The organism is Paenibacillus tarimensis, from assembly GCF_021532315.1.
Lineage (GTDB): Bacteria > Bacillota > Bacilli > Paenibacillales > Paenibacillaceae > Paenibacillus_I > Paenibacillus_I tarimensis.
In genome coordinates, this window is sequence record NZ_JAKGAO010000014.1 from 176,834 (window position 1) to 196,258 (window position 19,425).

A 19,425-nucleotide genomic window follows, 5' to 3' on the forward strand; every position below is an offset into this window, starting at 1 on the left:
CCTTATGAAAGTGAACAAGGAGCTGTTGAAAGGCAGTACGGCTGTGCTGGTGCTGACGACGCTTGCCAAGAAGGACCAGTACGGCTATGAGCTGATTCGCGAAATCGAGCGGCAGTCGGAAGGGGTATTCGCGTTTAAGGAAGGGACGCTGTATCCGATTTTGCATACGCTGGAGGCTGAGGGCTGGGTTGAGTCTTACTGGCAGGTGCATGACGGACGCAAGCGCAAATATTACCGGATTACGGACAAGGGGAAGCAGCATGTAAAAGAGCGCAAAGCAGAGTGGCAGCTGTTCCGCACGGCCGTCGACCGGGTGATTGGGGAGGGGGGCGTATGATGCAGATAACCGATCATCCCAAGGTCCGGCAGTTTGCGGCAGCAGTCTGCGAGCAGGTAAGGGCTAGGGAGGTGCACGAGGAGATCAAGAGAGAGCTGTATGCACATATTGAGGATCATATGGAAGCGGCGATGGCAAGCGGGGCATCGGAGGAAGAGGCAGTGCAGAAGGCGATCGTGGCGATGGGGGACCCGGTTGGAATCGGACAAGGGATGCATGCGGCTCATCGCCCAAGAACAGAGTGGGGACTGCTCATCTTGGTGCTGCTGCTGGCGGGTACTGGGATCTTTATGATGTTTAATGTCGATACCGTCTATAAGAAGTTGGAGAATGGCATGAATGGGCTTCTCGATAAACAGCTGTTCTTTGCCGGAACAGGGATAGCTATAATGGCAGTCTTCTGGTTCTTCGATTACCGCAAGCTGAGACGCTGGTCGGAGCTGTTCTTCGCGGCAGGGTTAGTACTGCTTGCGATAAGTCCGCTAGTTGCGATTAAAGTCAACGGCATATCGGCATGGATAGGTATTGCTTCGCTGGTCATATACGTACCCAGAATGGCTATAATTCTGCTCATTATCGGACTCTCCGGCATGCGTCCTGCCTACCAGTTGGGCTGGAAGGAAATCGCGTTGCAGTTTACTTTTCGGGGGCTGCTGCCTGTCATTCTGTTTATGCAGATGGGGGTCTATACGGAGGGCGTCATCTATATGGCTGCACTGGTAGCTGTGTTAGTACGAATGCGGATCAGATGGACTCAACTTGTGGGCATACTTATGGCTTGGATCGGCCTATTGCTCGTTACCTTATATTCATCCGAGCGATTGCGGGATCGGCTGTTATCATTTATGTATGCGAAGGATGACCCGCTAGGGGATGGTTATTATTATACAAGCACTCTTAAGGCCATCCAAGATGGAGACTGGTGGGGCAATGGCTTCTCCGCTGTAAATGACTGGCTCTCTTATATACATACAGATACGCTGCTGCCCTACTTTATTTACTGTTTCGGCTGGGTGGCGGGCGGTGGATTAATTGCAATGGCTGTAAGCTTCTTTTATCGGACTATTAAGGTTTCAAAGAAGGCACGCGAGCCGTTCGGACAAGGTCTGACAGCAGCGATAGCTGCACTGTTCATGGTTCAGATTTCGTGGTCGGTACTGATGATCATCGGGCTGGCGCCCTTTACAGGTGTGCGGCTCCCCTTTGTCAGCTTCGGTGGCACGAATACAGTGACTGACTTCCTGTTGCTCGGACTGCTGCTCAGCGTATACCGCCGTAAGGATATCATCCCGCGGGGATCATCCAGTACAGCCCGGCAAGCAACACGTTAATCCAAATACACACACCTATAACAGAAACCGCAGGCATGGCGCCTATTGCGCCAGCTTGCGGTTTTTTTGCTGCCACTGTTGTCACCGCCTGCCGCTCGCAGCTTAAACATTATTTAAGACTTTCTTAAATGAAATCGTAAGGAACGTTAATACTTTCTTTCCGGAAAAGAAAAGGTTGCCCCCTATACTTGGAGACAAGCATGAAATCCACGGCGCTGCCGATTTCGGAGGAGAGAGTAATAGGATGAAAAATATATATGTGCTTTGCGGGGGCAGATCGCCCGAGCATGAGGTGTCGCTGGTAACGGCCATGACCATCATCAATGGATTGAACAAACAGCTGTACCGCGTGGTTCCGGTCTATATTTCCAAGGAGGGCTGCTGGCAGCCGCTGGAGCCGGTAACGCATGAGCTTGCTTCGGTGGAGGAGCTGCGTGCACAGACGGGCAGCACAGGAAGCGCCGCCCGGTCGGCGGCTGATTTTTTGGCCAGGCTGGCTGCAGATGGAGACGGCGGGGCGTGTGTCTTCCCGGCGCTGCACGGCGAGTACGGAGAGGACGGCACGGTGCAGGGCATGCTGGAGCTGCTGAACATTCCGTATGTCGGCAACGGGGTAGGCGCATCGGCGGCTTCCATCGACAAGACGATGACGAAGAAAATAGCCGCAGCCGCAGGCATTCCCCAGTCCGAATATCTGTACTTCCACCGCCAGGACTGGGAGCAGGAGGAGGCGCAGTGGTGCCAGCGGATCGAAACGCTGATCGGCTATCCATGCTATGTGAAGCCTGCGAAGCTCGGGTCGAGCATCGGGATCAGCTGCTGTGCGAGCCGGAATGAGCTGGTGGCGGCCATCACGGAAGCGCTCCGCTATGACGGCAAGGTTCTGGTGGAGCAGGAAATCAAGGGGCGGGAGGTACAGCTTGCGGTGCTCGGCAATGAGCGGCCGGTCTGCTCGGTCGCGGGCGAGTTTGTGAGGGAAGCGGACTTTTTCAGCTATGAGAAAAAATACGAAAGCGGCACGCTCATCAAGCGTATTCCTGCCATACTATCCGCCCCGGTCTATGAGAAGCTGCGCGCCATGGCGCTGTCCCTGTTCCGTGCCTTGGATGGAAGCGGACTGATGCGGACGGATTTCTTCGTGACGGACCGTGGAGATATCTATCTCAACGAAGTGAACACGCTGCCCGGCTTTACGAAAAACAGCATGTTCCCCGTACTATGGGAGAAGACGGCGGGAACAACCTACACACAGCTGCTTGACCGGCTTATTGAGCTTGCGATGGAGCGCCATGCAGGCAAACAGATGACAGCAATTCAGGGGGTGGAAGCATGATTAGAAGGACCATTAGCGAGCTCGCGGTTATGGCTGGGGCTGAGCTTGCGAACACGAATACGAATGCAGGGGTGAAGGCAGGCCAGCTGATTGAAGGCGTTATGACGGATACCCGCGCGGCAAAGCCGGGCAGTCTGTTCGTGCCGATCCGGGGCGAACGGTTTGACGGGCATGATTTTGTGCAGGATGCGGTGAACAATGGCGCGGCTGCCGCGCTGTGGTGCCGGGACGTTGTGATCCCGGATGGCCTGACCATCCCGCTGCTGCTCGTGGATGACACATTGACCGCGATCCAGCAGCTGTCGGCTGCCTACCGCAGCCAGCTAAAGACGAAGGTGATCGGGATTACAGGCAGCAACGGCAAGACGTCGACGAAGGATATTTTGGCTGGCTTGCTCGCTACCACCTACAAGACGCAGAAGACGCCGGGCAACTTCAACAATCATCTGGGTGTGCCGCTGACGCTGCTGCAGCTGGAAGAGGATACGGAGATGGCCGTTGTGGAGATGGGGATGTCGGATCTGGGCGAGATCGCCATGCTGAGCCGTCTGGCACAGCCGGATGCAGCCATTATTACGAGCATCAGCGAGGTGCATCTGGGCGATCTCCATACCAGGGAGCGGATTATTGAAGCGAAGCTCGAAATCATGCAGGGCCTGCAGCCCGGCAGCCCCCTCATCTATAATGCGGATAATCCGCAGTTCGTCCGGGCGCTTGGTGCGAATCCGCTTATTGACGAGCTCAAGCTTGTCCCGTTCGGCTCGGAAGCCGGGCATGCCTATTACCCGACCGGCTATGTGACGAATGAGACCGGCACGACCTTCACAATCTCGGACCGGGCATGCCCGGTGCTGTTCACGCCGCTCCTCGGCCGGCATCAGATGCTCAATGCGCTTGGCGCGATTGCGGCGGCGCGGTATTGCGGTGTAACGTATGAGAATATCCGGCAGGGACTGCGTGAGGCGGCGGTGACCGGAATGCGCAACGAGCAAATCCGTCTGGGCTCGAGTTTGGTCATTAATGATGCGTACAAATCCAACCCGGCGAGCCTGCGGGCGGCGCTGGATATGCTGTACTGCGTACATCCGGACAAGAAGAAAATCGCCGTCATCGGTAACATGGTTGAGCTTGGCGAGGAAGCAGCGGAGCTGCACCGGGGTATCGGCAGCGAGCTTCAGATGGAGCAGATCGATCTGCTGGTGACCATCGGGGAAATGGCCGCGGAGCTGGGAGCAGCGGCGCGTATCCGTTATCCGCAGGCAGCCGTGCTGCACTGTGCGGATAAGGCAGCGATCACCGAACTGCTGCGGGAGCAGCTGAGAGAACCAAGCGTGGTGCTGATCAAGGGCTCACGGGCCCTGCAGCTGGAGGAGATTATTACTGCGCTTCGGACAGAGGAGAGTGTGGCGTCATGAGAGGGACCATGACAGGGGCCAGGACAAGGGCCATGATAGAGACCACATCAAGCACGATATCAGGTACCAAATCAGGCACCGAATCAGGCACCAAATCAGACACTACAGCAGACACTGTATCAGGCACCATATCAGGCACCAAATCAGGCACCAAATCAGACACCATAGCAGGAACTATGGCAGCCCCCAGTTCTGCGGCTGCAACAGCGGAGCAGCACACCGGAGTGACCGCTGACCGCCGCCCGGTCTGGCTGGAGGTGCATGAGGATCATATTGGCGCCAATCTGCGCATGATCAAGAGCAGGCTCCCGCAGGAGACACAGTTCATGGCCGTCGTGAAGGCGGATGCTTATGGTCATGGGCTGATCGCTTCTGCCAACGCTGTGCTGAAGGCCGGAGCGGACCAGCTTGCTGTCAGTGTGCTGGATGAGGCCGTCCGGCTCAGGCAGCACGGCATTGAAGCGCCCATATTGGTGCTAACTCCGATCCGGCCGCAGGATATTAACCTGGCGATCCATCACCGGGCGGCGGTTCCTGTGTTTCAGGCAGAATGGCTGGCAGAGGCCATGCGGTACAAGATGACAGCTGGAAAGCTCTCCGTGCACATCAAGATGGACACCGGGATGGGGCGGATCGGCCTGCGGGAGCGGGAGGAATTCGAGCGGATGGTGCCGCTGCTGCGTTCAGGCGCTTATTCTGTGGAAGGGGTCTACACCCATCTTGCTACAGCCGATCATCATGATATGGCCTATTACAGCCGGCAGCTGATGCGGTTCTATGAGATGCGCCGCTGGGTTGGCGACAGCGGCTTCCGCGGTGTGGTCGCACACTGTGCGAACAGTGCGGCGGCGATGCGTTTTCCCCAGCTGGCGATGGATATGGTGCGGGTCGGCGCGGCGCTGCATGGCGTGTATCCGTATGGCGAAGATGTGCGGCGTGAGGTTGGGATCGAGCTGAAGCCGACGATCTCTCTGCATGCGGAAATCGTTCATGTAAAGAAGGTGCCCGCCGGTTCGTATGTGGGTTACGACAATTCGTATCAAGCTGCGGCGGATGAGTGGATTGCAACCATCCCGGTCGGCTATGCGGATGGCTATTTCCGCAGCTTGAAGCATTTTCACGTATTGGTGGAGGGGAAGAAGGCACCGATTGCCGGCAATGTCTGCATGGATCAGCTGATGATCCGGCTGCCGCATCGATGTACGGTTGGTACCAAGGTCACACTGCTGGGCCGGCAGGGAGACCGCGAAATTACGGTGCAGCAGATGGCCGATTATATCGGCACCATCCCGCAGGAGATTCTCACCCACCTGTCGGCCCGTGTTCCGCGCTGTTCGAAGTAGAGCGCAGGCGCTGCAGGAAGCTGCCCACAAGCCTGTTGAATACATCCGGCGTATCGACGTTAACGCAGTGGCCGGAATCCGGGATAAGCACCAGCTCGGCACCGGGTTCAAGCTGCTGCAGCTCGGCTGCCGCATCACGGACCAGCTGCAGATCATGCTCGCCGATAACCAGCAGCAGCGGGTAGGCAACAGGCTCTGAGCGCGGGACGAGATAACGGCTCGTACCCGACATTGCGGCGAACGACCGCCGGTTGAAATGCGCTGCACCGCGTGCGAACCGCGCCCGGCCTTCGGCTGTATGGCACGCCATAGCGGCGGCATAAGCGCGGAATTTCTTCATAGAGAAGAGAATGTAGAACAGCCACCGCAGCCCTTCCCGGCGCTGGGCCTTCAGGATCGGCGCATTGGCCTTGTGTACGGAGTACCCGCCAACGACGATCACGGATTTCACTCTGTCAGGGAAGCGATCGGCGAAGGCCTGCGCTGCCAGAGAGCCGAGCGAGACGCCGAGGACATGGCAGGCAGCGATGTTATTTTCAGATAGAATACGGTCCAGAATGTCCGGTATATCCTCAAGTGTGACCTTGGTTCCGCCGACCTGGCTTTCCCCGTGACCCGGCATATCGACGAGAACGAGCTGATACCGCTCCTGGAAATAGGCGAGCTGCGGCTCGAAGATCGTCCGATCCGTGAACGCCGGATGCAGCATCAGGATTGTCTCCCCGCCCTTGTTCCCGCTCACCGTGTATACAATGCTGGCGTTCTTGAACGTCAATTTCTTCGTGTTCTTCGTATTATCCATCGGTCTCCGCCTCCAGTTCCTCTGCAAGACTTGTAAACCACGCCAGCATGCTGCGCTGGTCATGCAGCCCAAGCTCCAGCGTCTTCAGCTGAAACCGGGCAACCTCCGCGAGATGTACGGGCGTTCCGCCTGAACCCATACGGGTGTTGGCTTCTGTATATGCCGTCTCGTACTCTTGAACATTCGCTTCCAGCACCCTCGTCATCTCCCGCACAATGGCTAAGCGTTCAGCAGGCGATACAAGTCCAAGGAAGAAGAGCTTCGTCGTCGCCTCCTGCTCGAGCCGGCCGTGCGAGAACGGCGCCAGCATCCAGGTCATGAAGTGCTGCTTGCCCTCGGCCGTTATGGTATACAGCTTCCTGCCGCGAGGGCTGTTCTCATCAGCCTGCAGCTGGGTGAGGCCTCGAGCCTGCAGTTTCTTCAGTGCTGCTTGAATACTGCCGAGGCTGGGGCTGTAGAAGGGTGATATTTTCCGCTCCAGAATGGCCTTGATGTCATACTGGGACAGGCTGCGAATCAGCAGCAGGCCAAGAATCACGAATTCCATCCAGTCTGCCTCCTTGCGAGTGGGATTCATATTACCGCAGCTGCTCACTGCGTGCGTGCTCTTCCTGAGACTACCATATACCTATTAGGTATGTATATAGGTTATGAAAAACTTCACATATCTGAAGTTGATTACTTAAGGTAAGGAGCGTATGATTAACAGTTGAATTTGATATCCGTGACTGACGGGTAAGGAGAAATGGGAGATGAATAAACTGACGAAGCTGCAGACGGGGCTGCTGCTTGTTTTTCTAATTGTGGTGTGGGGAATTAACTGGCCGTTGTCCAAATATGCGCTGAACTATATGCCGCCCGTGCTGTTCTCGGGGACCCGGACGCTGATCGGCGGGCTTGTCCTGCTGCTTGTTGCGGTTCCCCGGTTCAAACGGCTCCGGTTCAAGGAAACCTGGCACATCTATTTCATCTCGGCGGTCGTGAACGTGGTGCTCTACTACGGATTGCAGACGATCGGGCTTGAATATTTGCCGGCGGGGCTGTTCTCGGCGATCGTGTTCCTGCAGCCGGTGCTGGTCGGCTTGTTCGCCTGGATGTGGCTGGGTGAATCGATGAATGTGCTGAAAATAACAGGCCTGATCATGGGCTTCACCGGGGTAGCCATAATCAGCAGCGGAGCTGACGGGCTGTCCGGCCATATCTCGGTTGCTGGCGTGCTGCTGGCCCTCGGCTCCTCGCTGAGCTGGGCGCTCGGCACGATCTATGTGAAGAAGGTAACGCCAAGAGTGGACCCGATCTGGCTGGTCACGCTGCAGCTGATCATTGGCGGAGCGTTCACGACCGCAGTCGGCTCCAGTGTGGAGAGCTGGTCGGATATCGTATGGGCGCCGTCCTTCATTGCGACGCTGCTGTTCATTGCGATTCTGGTAATCGGGATCGGCTGGATCGTCTTCTATCGTCTGATGGATTCGGGTGAAGCGGGCAAGGTTGCCTCATTTACATTCCTGATCCCGCTGGTCGCTATAGTGATTGGCACGATCTTCTTCAACGAACCGTTCACCTTGTCGCTGGTGGCAGGCTTTCTGTTCATTCTCAGCAGTATTTATTTCGTTAACCGTCCGCCAGGCAGGCGGCGCAGCAAGGTGAATAATGTGGGAGTCGCAGCTGAATAATAGCCGCCTGCAGAAGGGATAATAACCAGGTCAACATATTCCTGGAAGGGTGGATTTTGGATAATGAGAACCTGGGCATCCCATGAATTTCTGGCTACAACCGAGCTGCTGAGAAAGATAACCTGCGATATCGAGCTGCACAGCTTGTTCGCATCCATGACGTCGGACCGTGACATGAAGGACATGCTGCAACGCCATATTCAATCGATGAACTCGACGCTGCAGCGCGCCGTAAGTGTACTACAGAATAAGGGGATGGATATGTCCCGCCTGAGCATGTACCAGCCGCAGGCGCAATACCGTCCGCACACCGGCTTCCAGGACCCGCATATGATTCCGGCACCGGTGATGAACATGGAGAGCCCGTCCCGAGTGAATGACATCACCATCTCGACGGCGATCCTGCTTACACACAAAGCCGGCTCGGTGTTCGGCATGATGTGGGCAACTGAGTGCGTAGATCCGGAGCTTCGTGCCCTGCATGTCATGGCTGCGAACAACTGCCAGCAGATGGCCTACGAAATCTGGCAGCTGATGAACGCCAGAGGCTACTACGAAGTGCCAAGCATGCCGATGAACGATATCCAGCAGATGTCCCAGACGTTCCAGCCAATGGCTGCCGGTATGGGCATCACGGCCACGACAGGCGGCATGGGCGGCAGCTACACCGGCGTGCGCCATATGATCTAAGCATTGAACTGAGAAGAAGCCCTCCGCGGATGCGGGGGGCTTGTTTGATTTTAGAAATGTTCTTATTTATCGTTACGACCAATGTAGAATGTAACAGAACCCAATGATGATATGAGAGGTAAGGTCAGATCATCTACTTCGAAAAGAAATACATTTACAAAAAGCAACCCAATTACAAATCCTAATCCCAAGAAGATTGCAAGTTCGAATATTCGGTGTGTATGCTTTAATTTGTTGAGACCTCTCTGTAGAAGTTCACCAATTAAACAACCCACTATACTTAAAGGCAAGACATATACTATTGCTATAAATCCTCCCATGCCCAGTTGACCAGGTTGAACAATAATCTGATCTATAATAATAATTAATAATGATGTGACTAGAGTACAAAAGAGGGTTCCACGAATAAATTTTTCCATAACTCCTCCCCTTTTGTTATTGTTATACTATCAAGATTTTTTTCATTCAATTTGACTTGTTATCTGCTAAGTACACCTGACATTGATAGCACCGTTATATTATAACCTCAACTACTAGCGGTTGCATTAACTTCACCGCATCAATAAACATACGTTAATAAATTGTAAGTCTGCAAGCAGATTCATCTTTTAATTGTGGCTTAAAACAACTATTACTGATATATAAAGAAGTTGCAGCTCAATTATTGAATGGGGGATACACTGGGGTGAGGAGAATACTAGCGGTTCTATTAATAGGACTGTGTATTGTTACCATATATACAGGCGAGTACATGCTCTCCGCCGAACGGTTTATCAAGCAAGAGCTCAAATCAGCTTATCAAGGTGAAGCTCCTTACGACGTACAAACAACACTCTATGACTTTGTAAGTGATATAAAGGCCAAAGGCTTCAATCTGGAAGATGCCAGTCTCTCGATCAGGCAGTCCAAAATGAACAAGAGTGAGTATATCGTCGATTGTATGTTCTCTAGAAGAGCAGACGAAGTAGTACCACCAATCTATCACGGCATGATTGTGCTGAGACTTGAGAGAGAACAGTTTTCCTGGGAAATGAAATCGGCTAAAGTTTTTCGTTATGTAGAGGAAGTATAGGAGATCTTAGTGGGTAGTTTATGGGGGTTTAACCAGAGGTTGGGGCTGATATTGAAATTATTCAGCGAGGTTTGAAGATGGTCCTAGCTCGCAACATATAATGCGACTTATACAAGAAGTTATTGTTCCGGTATTTAACCTAATCTGAGGAAAATTCGTATTCATGGCTGTTTATAAATCATCATGGCGCTTCTAAGTAGCAAATTGAATATGAAACAAACGGCTGGCATGAGTATGTGTTATTACGCGTCAGTACCATAAAAATATCAAAACAATATAGGAAGGAATAAATTACTTGATAAAAGGTACTGTTGCAGCAGTTGCGGTATTAATTGTTTTAGGTTATTTCTATGTCCGCAAGATGAGTAGACCTAGCGGGACAGATTCTATTAGTAGGGTGGCTGTTGTTCGGAGAAAGAAAATTGATAAGTGGAAGGCCGTGCCTAATTCACCACAAATAACTGAATACTATGTAGAGTTTGAGATTGAAGGCGAATGCGTTGATATTAAAGTGCCTGATTTAAGTGACTACAAAAGACTTAACATTGGAGAAACTGGGATGTTAATTTTCCAGAAGAATTTGCTCTATAAATTATTTGTTGATTTTAAAAAGATAACTGATACTACTTAAGGTGTGGCTTGAGCAGATCGTAGTGAGTAATTTTCTTACCGGACGAACATGAACTTATTAATATTGAGTATAGACAATACATGTCGGAAAGTGCACAATATAGGTAATTAGTACCAGTTGTAGAAATGATCAAGATGTATTTGGCCAGTATTTGATAAAGGGGAGGCATACGCATATTAATTAATAGATTTATCATGGCTAATGAGGAAGATTTCTTTTTGGTTGGATTTTAGTAGTAATATTAATTAGAGGAGTGACCATACACATTGCCCGTTTACAAATTTAAAAAACTCAGCTGCCTTCTGCTTACCTTTCTTCTAGTATTTCCTCTCGGAGTTGTACATGGGGGCCCAAACACAAGCATTGCAAATCAATTCAAAGATATAAAGGGACATTGGGCAGAGGCCGATCTGCAGGATTGGTTGAGCCAAGGACTGCTTTCCGGATATCCCGATCAAACGGTACGCCCTGACGAGACCGTAACCAGAGGAGAATTCGTCACATTAGTAAATAGGGCCTTTATGTTTACGGAAAAGGCTCCTATTGGATTTAGGGATTTAAAACAGATAGATTGGGTTTATACAGAAGTCCAAAAAGCGATTAAACAAGGATATATTCATGGTTTTACCGACAATACGTTTCGTTCTAAACAGAAAATTTCGCGACAAGAAGCTGCTGTTATGCTTGAACGAATTTTTTCTTTGGAGGATAAGCAAGCAACTGAAAAAAATTCACCTGCAGATGCAGCGGTAATAGCTTCTTGGGCACAAGCAGCAGTCCGGCAGGTGCTGTCTGAGGGCATTATGAACACAGATTCGGACGGAGCTTTCCAGCCACAGCGATTAATGACACGGGCAGATTCGGTCGTTGCGATCAAGAAGGCTCATATTGCCACCCCGCTTGTCTTTAAGCAGGCAGGAGCCTTTGGTGATGATACAGCAACACGAACATTAGAACAGGACGTTATAATAACATCGCCAGATGTAACGCTAAAGAACATGTATATAAAAGGTGATCTAACTATCACCGATATGGTGGGCGATGGAAATGTCTATCTTAATCAAGTTAAAGTAGATGGTGTTACAAACATCCAGGGCGGCGGCGCAAATAGTATTCATGTTAAGGATAGCAAACTGACATCAGTATCAGTTAACCGTATTAATAAAGCGGTACGTGTTGTCGCTGAAGGTTCTACAGAAATTCAGAACACCGAGATTTTATCCAGTGCCACGATTGAGGAGGCAAATATTACAGGTGCAGGCTTTGTTAATGTATCCGTGCTTCCTGGGACACAAGTATCGGGGACAAAAGTGCCAGATGCACGAAATATCACGATATCGGGAAATTTCAAAAACGTCAGCCTTATCACCGATTTGGATGGTTTTACGGCTCAATCTGGAATCATCGCCCGTCTCCATATAGGCAAGAATGTGGGTATTAGAAGTCTTGCTTTGAATAAAAGCGTTACAGTTCAAGTATTGGAACTTGAGAGCAAGTGTACCGTTACAGGTGACGGACAAATTCAAGAAGTCGTATTATCCGACGCTGCTAAAGATTCCGTTGTTCCACAAAAAGCTGCGCCTCAGGCTGGCGTTGTCACCATGCCAGTTGGGAGTGGGGGTGGAACGGGTGCAGGGGGCGGTTCATCCGAAGGCTCGAATGGAGCTGCTCCTTCTGCAGGTACGGGAGGTAGTTCTGCCCCTGGTACTGGCGGAACTCCAAATCCTAGCAACGGGCACTTAAGTATTGAGAGCGTCTTGGCAGCAAACGGATATTTAACCGTCAGCTTCAATCAGACACTGCCGGATGCTGTATCTGCTTCGGACTTTGCAGTAACTATGAAGGTTAATGATGGTGTGTATGTGGATACGGAATCTAGCGAGATTGTCTTGTTGAGTGATAGAAAGAGTGTCAGAATAACCGTACCAATGTTAGCAACAGCTGAAGAAAAAAACGTTGTGTACGCGGTGTCTTACAAGAATGCAGAGGCGGTCCTTTCTCAGACTCTTATACTGTCGAAGCAGAGTACGACTGTTAGAGGCACACTGAAGCATCTGGCCTATTATATGACCGAGCCGATTCCAATTGGATATATGACCATAGTTCTTAAAGGTGCAGATGGAACCACCGGGGAATATTCCAGCGGAACTGGGCCAGATGGTGCATTCAAGTTTGAGAACGTAGCACCGGGAACATACACTCTTAATTTTTATTTGTATCCTATGCGGTATTATTCGGAAGAGTTTCAGGTCGAAGCGGGTAAGGAGTTGACCGTCCCCGATTTTATCATTGAGGACAGCGCGCCTGAACCGTCGGTAGAGAATCCCGTCTATACGGATATCGGTTATATCAGCGGAAGTGTCTTTAACCTGGATGAGACATATTCCTTAAAGGTCGAAACGGAGGATGGGATAGTTCTTAACGTCCAGCCAGGGGAGTTTGACATGTTTTTTAGTTTTAACCTGTTTGACTATAATCCGGATTTGAAGCTGTCCGATGGTGATAAATTGTATGTGACGATGTATACCGACCGATGGACGAGCGGGCGTCTCGAAGTTCAGGTCATGGAAAGGCCAAAGACGGCAGCCCCAGTCATTACAAAGCCCGTATATGTCGATACCAAGAACATTTCGGGTACGGTGGAGGACTGGTCCAATGAAATAACAGTTACGACCATAGATGGTACCGTGATTGGAACGTCCCATAATAATCTAGGGAACACATTCTCAGTGTATTTCTCTAGTGCTGCGAGGCTGACTGTTGGGGATACAATTATTGTATATGCGCAGGCGAACCAGAAAAAGAAAAGTGATCCCACCTATGTGACGGTAATCGCCCCTACAACCGCAACCGCTCCGCCAACAGTAACGGGGGTTGTCTATGAAGGGGATGCGTATATATCGGGGTTGGCTGAACGGAATGCTTCTTTAACCGTAAAGCGCTCTGACGGTACCATCATCGGCCAAGGAAGCACAAGCGAGTATCACGAAAGATTCTCTATTTCGCTGTCGTCCCTGCCTGTTGCGGGGGAAATGTTGTATGTAACTGCAAAAGGCTACGAGAAGTTGAACAGCACACCTGTTTCGGTTAAGGTCGAGGTTCGACCGATTACCCCTTCTCCTAGTATAGTTGGCGAGGTTTACAACGACTTTACGTATTTTACAGTGAAGGCATTGCCTGATTCATCAGTTAAGGTGTATTTAAAGGATATGAACGGTAATGTGATGGATCAGTGGTACCCGCTCCCAGATGGTATCTTGACCTTCCATAATGTGGAATTTGTTGCGAATACGCAGTATCAAATAACGGCAGTTGCGCCGGGCATGAAGGAGAGTGTGCCGTTCGTATTTACGGTAATTGAGCCAACCGAATATACGGCTGTGCCGACAATAACTGTTCCTGTGTATGGTGATGAGTATTATACCGTTAAGGGGACATCAGAGCCTTATGCTGCAATTTACTTGTACACTGAGGACGGGGCTGTTCTTCGCGATAATATAATGGCGGACAGCCAAGGTGCTTTTAGTTTTATGATATCCGAACAAATTCAACCAGGCAGCAAGCTGGTGCTGAAGGCGGATGCCAGAGGCAAGTGGGCAAGTGAAGCTCTTGAAGTGACTGTCGTTGCCCCGGCCGAGAAGTCAAGTCAGCCGGTTTTAGACGACTCTGTCATCTATGGGTATACAGGTAAATTGAGCGGGTACGCTGCTAAGAGGGCGTTAATTAATGTGTTTTATGAAGATGGCCGTCAGATATACGAGGGTAGTTATGCGGATATGAATACCGGATGGTGGTACATTGGATTAGCTTCTGCCATCCTTCGAGGCGGCGACCGGATCTACATTATCGCAGACGAACCGGGAAAGCTGCCAAGTGATCCGCTGTATATTACTATCCAGTCAGCTCCCAAATCCATTACACCTATAGTTACGAGTATAGTTACGACAAATTCGATAGCAATCGAAGGAACTTACGATGGTGCCAGGGTCGTGGGTAACAGACTTACAACCATTCTGGTCACCAATGAGAGTGGACAGGTTATAGGCTCTTCTTGGGTTAATGATAATGGCTCTTTTACAGTAAATCTTTATCATTCAACGAGTTTGACAAAGGGGCAACACTTGTCAATCGTAGCAAAAGAAGGAGATAAGGAAGTAAGCGAATCTCTTAACATTACAGTCCAATAAATCAAGTATGGGATATAGAGACGGCCCTGTTGGTTTGCGCCAACAGGGCCGTCTTGTCTTTTATTAGTAAGCAGATCTGGCTAGAAAGAAGTAGCGTCCATCCAGTCAGTTCAACTGCTATCTTACAGATCTCTTTAACCCTTAAACTCAATCGCTTCATGCATCGCCTGCCAGGCTTCCTGGCCGATGATGCCGAGGCGCCATAGGGCGATGCCTTTGAGGTCATAGCGTTTGGCGAGGCCGATTTTGGCGTTGACGGACTTGGCGTTCTCGCTGTCGAGGGAGATGCCGAGCACAAGCTTGTCCTTGCTGGTCTCCTTCAGCGCAAGCCGGATCGCTTCATCCACTTTGTTCAGCGGCTCGGGCTTCTTACCGCCCTCATACTCGTATGCCATAATAATCAGCTCGTCGGCGAGCTTGCCCAGCGCGGCATAGTCGTACCCGGTATAGGCGCTGTTGAGCGGATGAAGAACAACACCGACCTTCAAGCCGTTGGCCTTGGCCTTGGCGGACAGCTTTTTCACAAAGGCGTTATAATCACTCTTCGCTTTGGCCTTATCCCCGCTCCAGCCCAGTCCCTCCAGATCCAGGTTAATCCCCTTAAAACCCTTCTGCACCGCCGTGTCCACGATGCTGTTCACTGTCTGCTCCTGCAGGGCCGGATCTTCAAGATTCTTGGTTAGCTCACCCGAGCTATCGCTTGAGTACACCATCAGATAGGGCAGAGTACCTTGGTCAGCCGCATTCTGGACAATAGACTCCGGGGTGATGCTGCCAGCCGCCTGCGGCCAGCGGTATTCAGCACCGCTAATCGTAAAATTGCCTTCCTTATCAATCCGGCTCCAGCCAAACGCAGCCGCGTCAAGCTCGGGCAGCATCGCCCGCTCGTCGAAGGAGCTGAGCGCATAGAAGCCCAACGTGTACATATCGCTGCGCGGCGAAGTAATAGAGACGGTTCGGGTCTTCTGATCCCAGCCAACGCCTGCTCCGAACTGCTGGCTGAAGAAGCTGAGCGGAATTAGGGTATGGCCCTTCTGCGTCATCGGCGCAACGCTCAGGTTAACGGATTGGCCGTTGACTTTGGCCTGCCGGCTGCCGACGGTCAGCACCACCTTCGGTGCATTTTCCTGCCGCTTGCTGGTGGCGGTTATCTCTTGGTGTGCCTGATTCCAGGTCACTTCAATGCCGAGGGCTTCGGCAATGGCCCGGAAAGGCACCATTGTCGTGCCCTGCGTAATCATCGGTTCAGCGGGAAAAGGCAGCGCGTAGTCGTCCAGCAGGATGCTGACCCGTGGAGCTGCTGTGGCGGCGGGATTGGCAAGGGCAGCACTGCTGCCAAACATAAGAGCGGCACTTAACACGATGGCACATGCGCGTTTCATGAGTAGATGTAATCTCCTTTTTTGAGAGAAGTACTAGATTCTATCATTTTATCAGAGACTACAATTCCTTTTCCATATTATAATAGAAACTGGAAGATAGGAATTCAGGAGGACCCTCATGAGAACACTAATCCGTAAAATCACCAAAGGAGAATTTAACGGCACGCTATCCCTGCTGTCTGCTGCGAATCTCTACTTGATCGCCGCAGGCTGTGCGATGCTGTATGATAGCTTGAACAATAATGCCGGCGCTCCGAATGGAATGACCATGGCATTTCTGGTTGGACCTTTCCTGTTCATGGTCGCGACGCCAGTAATCTATCATTACCTTGATTTTGCCCGCAACCGGAAGCGGCCCGTTCTACTCATTCTATTCATTACTCAGCTCATCATCTTCACTGGCTTTGCTCTCTACTTATATTCAGCCCTGAAGTAGTCTTCGTTGCCAGCTAGAATCAACGTGCCATTTTCCATCGTCAAAAAAGGAACGGCCCGTGCGCTGTGTCGCACAGACCTGGTGAACCCCCATCCATTCACTCCCCGCCAAACAGCGGAGTCGCGATTTTCACCTCAGGGAACGTCTCACTCGGTCCTTCGAGCAAATCCCCTTCCTTGTCCTTCAGATACCGGTCAAAAAAATCCAGCGTATAGCTGTTCACGATCGAAGCCGCCCTTGCTGGATTGATTTCACCGGTCATACCGATCAGCTGGAGTATTGGCGTAAGAAACTGCACATCGGCAAAATTATAATGCGACATTCCTTCCACATATAAGATGTATCCGCCGTGTCTTGCCGTGTTTTGAAAATGGCTGATCTCCACCTCGGCATCCCTGGTTTCCTGCTCAATCTCCTCCCTTGTCGCTCCCATTTCGTGCAGTTCTTCATCGGTATACACATAGTGCTGCCTGACCTTATTGAAGCGGTCAAACGTGTTCTCCGAGAACATAACCATGAACGGCTTCGTAAATCCGTCCCGGCCGTGGTACCGGTAAAGCCCGCCATCCAGGTTAATCCCGGCTGTGATCCGGTCATCATAGGAAGCGTCATACGCCGCAGCACCGCCAAAAGAATGCCCGATAACTCCTATGTGCTGCATATCGAGCTTCCCATGCAGGCCTGAAGCGAGCTCCCCGGCGTTTATTTTCTCGAATTGATCCAGTACGAAAGCCACATCGCTCGTCCAGACGGCTCCAACCTGATCCCGGTATTCCGTCTCAACAATCCGATATTCATCCGTCCGCATTGCGGCGACCCGTCCCCCGGGAAAAACGGTAGCAAACGAGCTGTATGTATGGTCGATTGAAGCGACAATATAACCATGGCTGGCTAGATGCTCGGCCAAAGACGTGTGATAGATCCGCGATGATTTGTAGCCATGATTCAGAAGGATGAGCGGATAGGCAGCTTGGGCAGCAGAAATCTCGGCTCCTTCATAGGAGTGGCTCGGTACGTACTTCAAATAATCCATGACAGCGGACGGAAATCCGAGCGTTTTGGACAGCGGCTCTTCATTCAGTAATCGTTCGTCTGCAATGAAAGGGACGGGGGAACCGTGCGTATCCTGGGCGGGGTACCAGACTTGGACCATCAGCTCTCTATAGCCTTCGGCCTTATCATCGAACAGCTCTTCCCGATCGGTATCCGTGAAGTGAAAGGTTTGCGTCCCCACTTGATATCCGCCCGTTGGTTCGGGCAGCTTGAACACCGGGAATGCCGCTATGAGACCAATCGTGAGCAGAAGCATGACCACCGCAGCACCCCGGCCAATAAACTTTAAGTATCGCGGGAGCTTGCGGGTTTTTCCCCTTGTGAGATATGAGTAGGCGGTTACAGCCGCAAACAACACGGTCAACACATAAGACAGCAGCATCTGCACCCTGAACCCTTCGGTAAATCCATGAACGGCTAACAGCAGGACACCTATTACGCTGGCAGCAGCGAGTGGGATTTTGCGATTTTGGACAATAGATAAAATAAGCCAGCCAGTATTAAATAGTAGAAGCAGCAGCTCAACAAGACGCACCCTGATTCCTCCCTTCTTAATTGCTATCATCGTAACCTGCAGCCTATAAGCCGGCCATCGATTTGTCTTTCAGCTGCATTACAATTATGTAAGCTTCTGGGTCCGTGGCAGCCCCGCTAAGAGAGTGGTAGACTTATATAAAAGAGACACTTATCGCATAGACAGGGGGATAACCGTGTACCTCAGAAGTGTAACGCTGTTGAAGGATAAGATGAGCGGCCGATCGGAGTACCCATTTTCGCTGCCGCTGATTGATAGAATGTTCACGCTGGAATTAAAGCAGAATGTCACGTTCTTCGTCGGGGAAAATGGCTCCGGCAAATCGACGCTGCTTGAGGCAATCGCTTACGGGTGCGGGTTTCATACAGCGGGCGGGGGGCGAAATAACGCCTATCAAGTGGATGCATCTGAAGCGGCGCTGGGTGATTATTTGAGATTGTCCTGGCTGCCGAAAATCACAACAGGCTTCTTCCTGCGGGCAGAATCGTTTTTTGCGTTTGCGACTCATGTTGACGAGGTGGGTCTTATGGACGCTTACGGCGGCAAGTCGCTGCACAGCCAGTCTCATGGCGAGTCGTTCCTCAGCTTATTCACCCACCGGTTCCATGACAGGGGCATCTATCTGCTTGACGAGCCCGAGGCGGCATTGTCCCCGGCAAGGCAGCTGGCATTACTGCGGATTATTAAGGATCTGTCGGAGACCTCGCAATTTATTATTGCTACGCATTCCCCTATATTGATGGGTTACCCGGATGCCGAGATCATCAGCTTCGATACGAGTCCGATTTCTGCGGTGGACTATGAAGAGACCGACCACTATCAGCTGACCCGCAGGTTTCTAGAGAATAGAAGCGCGGTGTTCAGGCATCTGTTCGAGGATGACGATTAGGCTGTAAAAAATCCCCCATACTCATTGAACACATATTCTAGCTGGGGTGAACTTCCACTTGTATCTTGCAGCAGATAGGTGTATTCTATAACTCCTGCCGCTGATCAAGCGACAAGGCAGCAGGTACTGTGAACGGCTTAACAAGCCGGACACGAACAAGTGGAAAAAACAAACACTTGCAAAGACGTAACGAACTATGATATATTCTAATTCCGGTCGCGAGAGCGGCAGGGACAAGCAAGGCGGAGCGAAGATCGCAATATGAATGCTTCCGTAATTGTTCTTTGAAAACTGAACAACGAGCGAACTGCCCTGT

17 protein-coding genes are annotated in these 19,425 nt (G+C 51.3%); 12 read left to right on the top strand and 5 right to left on the bottom strand.

The annotated features are described in order from the left end of the window. Nucleotides 1–4: 4 nt before the first annotated feature. The 5 genes from L1N82_RS16895 (at nt 5) to alr (ending at nt 5,759) form a co-directional block, all read left to right on the top strand. Nucleotides 5–337 carry a PadR family transcriptional regulator gene (locus L1N82_RS16895; RefSeq protein WP_235288628.1) on the top strand — a complete coding sequence of 111 codons (333 nt, stop codon included), beginning with the start codon at nt 5–7 and terminating at the stop codon, nt 335–337. After that, nucleotides 334–1,668, top strand: a complete 1,335-nt coding sequence (locus L1N82_RS16900; protein ID WP_235288629.1) for an FtsW/RodA/SpoVE family cell cycle protein — start codon at nt 334–336, stop codon at nt 1,666–1,668. Before L1N82_RS16895 ends, L1N82_RS16900 begins: the two co-directional genes overlap by 4 nt. 244 nt (nt 1,669–1,912) lie before the next feature. Beyond that, nucleotides 1,913–3,001, top strand: a complete 1,089-nt coding sequence (locus tag L1N82_RS16905; RefSeq protein ID WP_235288630.1) for a D-alanine--D-alanine ligase family protein — start codon at nt 1,913–1,915, stop codon at nt 2,999–3,001. Continuing rightward, nucleotides 2,998–4,416, top strand: a complete 1,419-nt coding sequence (locus L1N82_RS16910) for a UDP-N-acetylmuramoyl-tripeptide--D-alanyl-D-alanine ligase (RefSeq protein WP_235288631.1) — start codon at nt 2,998–3,000, stop codon at nt 4,414–4,416. The genes L1N82_RS16905 and L1N82_RS16910 overlap by 4 nt, the downstream gene beginning before the upstream one ends. Further along, nucleotides 4,413–5,759, top strand: coding sequence for an alanine racemase (alr, locus tag L1N82_RS16915; RefSeq protein WP_235288632.1), 1,347 nt, complete (start codon nt 4,413–4,415; stop codon nt 5,757–5,759). The genes L1N82_RS16910 and alr overlap by 4 nt, the downstream gene beginning before the upstream one ends. Here alr and L1N82_RS16920 read toward each other — a convergent pair. Beyond that, nucleotides 5,719–6,561: an alpha/beta fold hydrolase gene (locus tag L1N82_RS16920; RefSeq protein WP_235288633.1), complete on the bottom strand. Its 843-nt coding sequence runs from the start codon at nt 6,559–6,561 to the stop codon at nt 5,719–5,721. The genes alr and L1N82_RS16920 overlap by 41 nt on opposite strands. Next, nucleotides 6,554–7,108: a PadR family transcriptional regulator gene (locus tag L1N82_RS16925; protein ID WP_235288634.1), complete on the bottom strand. Its 555-nt coding sequence runs from the start codon at nt 7,106–7,108 to the stop codon at nt 6,554–6,556. Before L1N82_RS16925 ends, L1N82_RS16920 begins: the two co-directional genes overlap by 8 nt. A gap of 205 nt (nt 7,109–7,313) precedes the next feature. Here L1N82_RS16925 and L1N82_RS16930 point away from each other — a divergent pair, with 205 nt between their 5' ends. Both L1N82_RS16930 and L1N82_RS16935 read left to right on the top strand, forming a co-directional pair. Beyond that, nucleotides 7,314–8,234, top strand: coding sequence for a DMT family transporter (locus L1N82_RS16930; protein ID WP_235288635.1), 921 nt, complete (start codon nt 7,314–7,316; stop codon nt 8,232–8,234). Between the two features lie 63 nt (nt 8,235–8,297). After that, nucleotides 8,298–8,924 carry a spore coat protein gene (locus L1N82_RS16935; RefSeq protein WP_235288636.1) on the top strand — a complete coding sequence of 209 codons (627 nt, stop codon included), beginning with the start codon at nt 8,298–8,300 and terminating at the stop codon, nt 8,922–8,924. A gap of 62 nt (nt 8,925–8,986) precedes the next feature. On the opposite strand, the gene L1N82_RS16940 is transcribed toward L1N82_RS16935, so the two are convergent. Further along, nucleotides 8,987–9,343: a hypothetical protein gene (locus tag L1N82_RS16940; protein WP_235288637.1), complete on the bottom strand. Its 357-nt coding sequence runs from the start codon at nt 9,341–9,343 to the stop codon at nt 8,987–8,989. A 266-nt stretch (nt 9,344–9,609) separates the two neighbouring features. On the opposite strand from L1N82_RS16940, the gene L1N82_RS16945 reads away from it, so the two are divergent. The 3 genes from L1N82_RS16945 (at nt 9,610) to L1N82_RS16955 (ending at nt 14,814) form a co-directional block, all read left to right on the top strand. Further along, nucleotides 9,610–9,996, top strand: a complete 387-nt coding sequence (locus tag L1N82_RS16945) for a hypothetical protein (RefSeq protein ID WP_235288638.1) — start codon at nt 9,610–9,612, stop codon at nt 9,994–9,996. Nucleotides 9,997–10,291: 295 nt separating this feature from the next. Then, on the top strand, nt 10,292–10,627 hold the full coding sequence (locus tag L1N82_RS16950; protein ID WP_235288639.1) for a hypothetical protein: 336 nt from the start codon (nt 10,292–10,294) through the stop codon (nt 10,625–10,627). 266 nt (nt 10,628–10,893) lie between these two features. After that, on the top strand, nt 10,894–14,814 hold the full coding sequence (locus tag L1N82_RS16955; RefSeq protein ID WP_268822016.1) for an Ig-like domain-containing protein: 3,921 nt from the start codon (nt 10,894–10,896) through the stop codon (nt 14,812–14,814). Nucleotides 14,815–14,948: 134 nt separating this feature from the next. On the opposite strand, the gene L1N82_RS16960 is transcribed toward L1N82_RS16955, so the two are convergent. Next, nucleotides 14,949–16,157, bottom strand: a complete 1,209-nt coding sequence (locus L1N82_RS16960) for a stalk domain-containing protein (RefSeq protein ID WP_407946769.1) — start codon at nt 16,155–16,157, stop codon at nt 14,949–14,951. A 157-nt stretch (nt 16,158–16,314) separates the two neighbouring features. Here L1N82_RS16960 and L1N82_RS16965 point away from each other — a divergent pair, with 157 nt between their 5' ends. Then, the gene (locus L1N82_RS16965; protein ID WP_235288642.1) at nt 16,315–16,632 is read left to right on the top strand and encodes a hypothetical protein; all 318 of its coding nucleotides are present in this window, start codon (nt 16,315–16,317) and stop codon (nt 16,630–16,632) included. A 97-nt stretch (nt 16,633–16,729) separates the two neighbouring features. Here the strand turns inward: L1N82_RS16965 and L1N82_RS16970 are convergent, their stop codons facing one another. Continuing rightward, nucleotides 16,730–18,250 carry an alpha/beta hydrolase family protein gene (locus tag L1N82_RS16970; RefSeq protein ID WP_235288643.1) on the bottom strand — a complete coding sequence of 507 codons (1,521 nt, stop codon included), beginning with the start codon at nt 18,248–18,250 and terminating at the stop codon, nt 16,730–16,732. A gap of 145 nt (nt 18,251–18,395) precedes the next feature. Here L1N82_RS16970 and L1N82_RS16975 point away from each other — a divergent pair, with 145 nt between their 5' ends. Next, nucleotides 18,396–19,109 (top strand): AAA family ATPase, encoded by a 714-nt coding sequence (locus L1N82_RS16975; RefSeq protein ID WP_235288644.1) that lies wholly within the window; start codon nt 18,396–18,398, stop codon nt 19,107–19,109. Nucleotides 19,110–19,425: the final 316 nt, after the last annotated feature.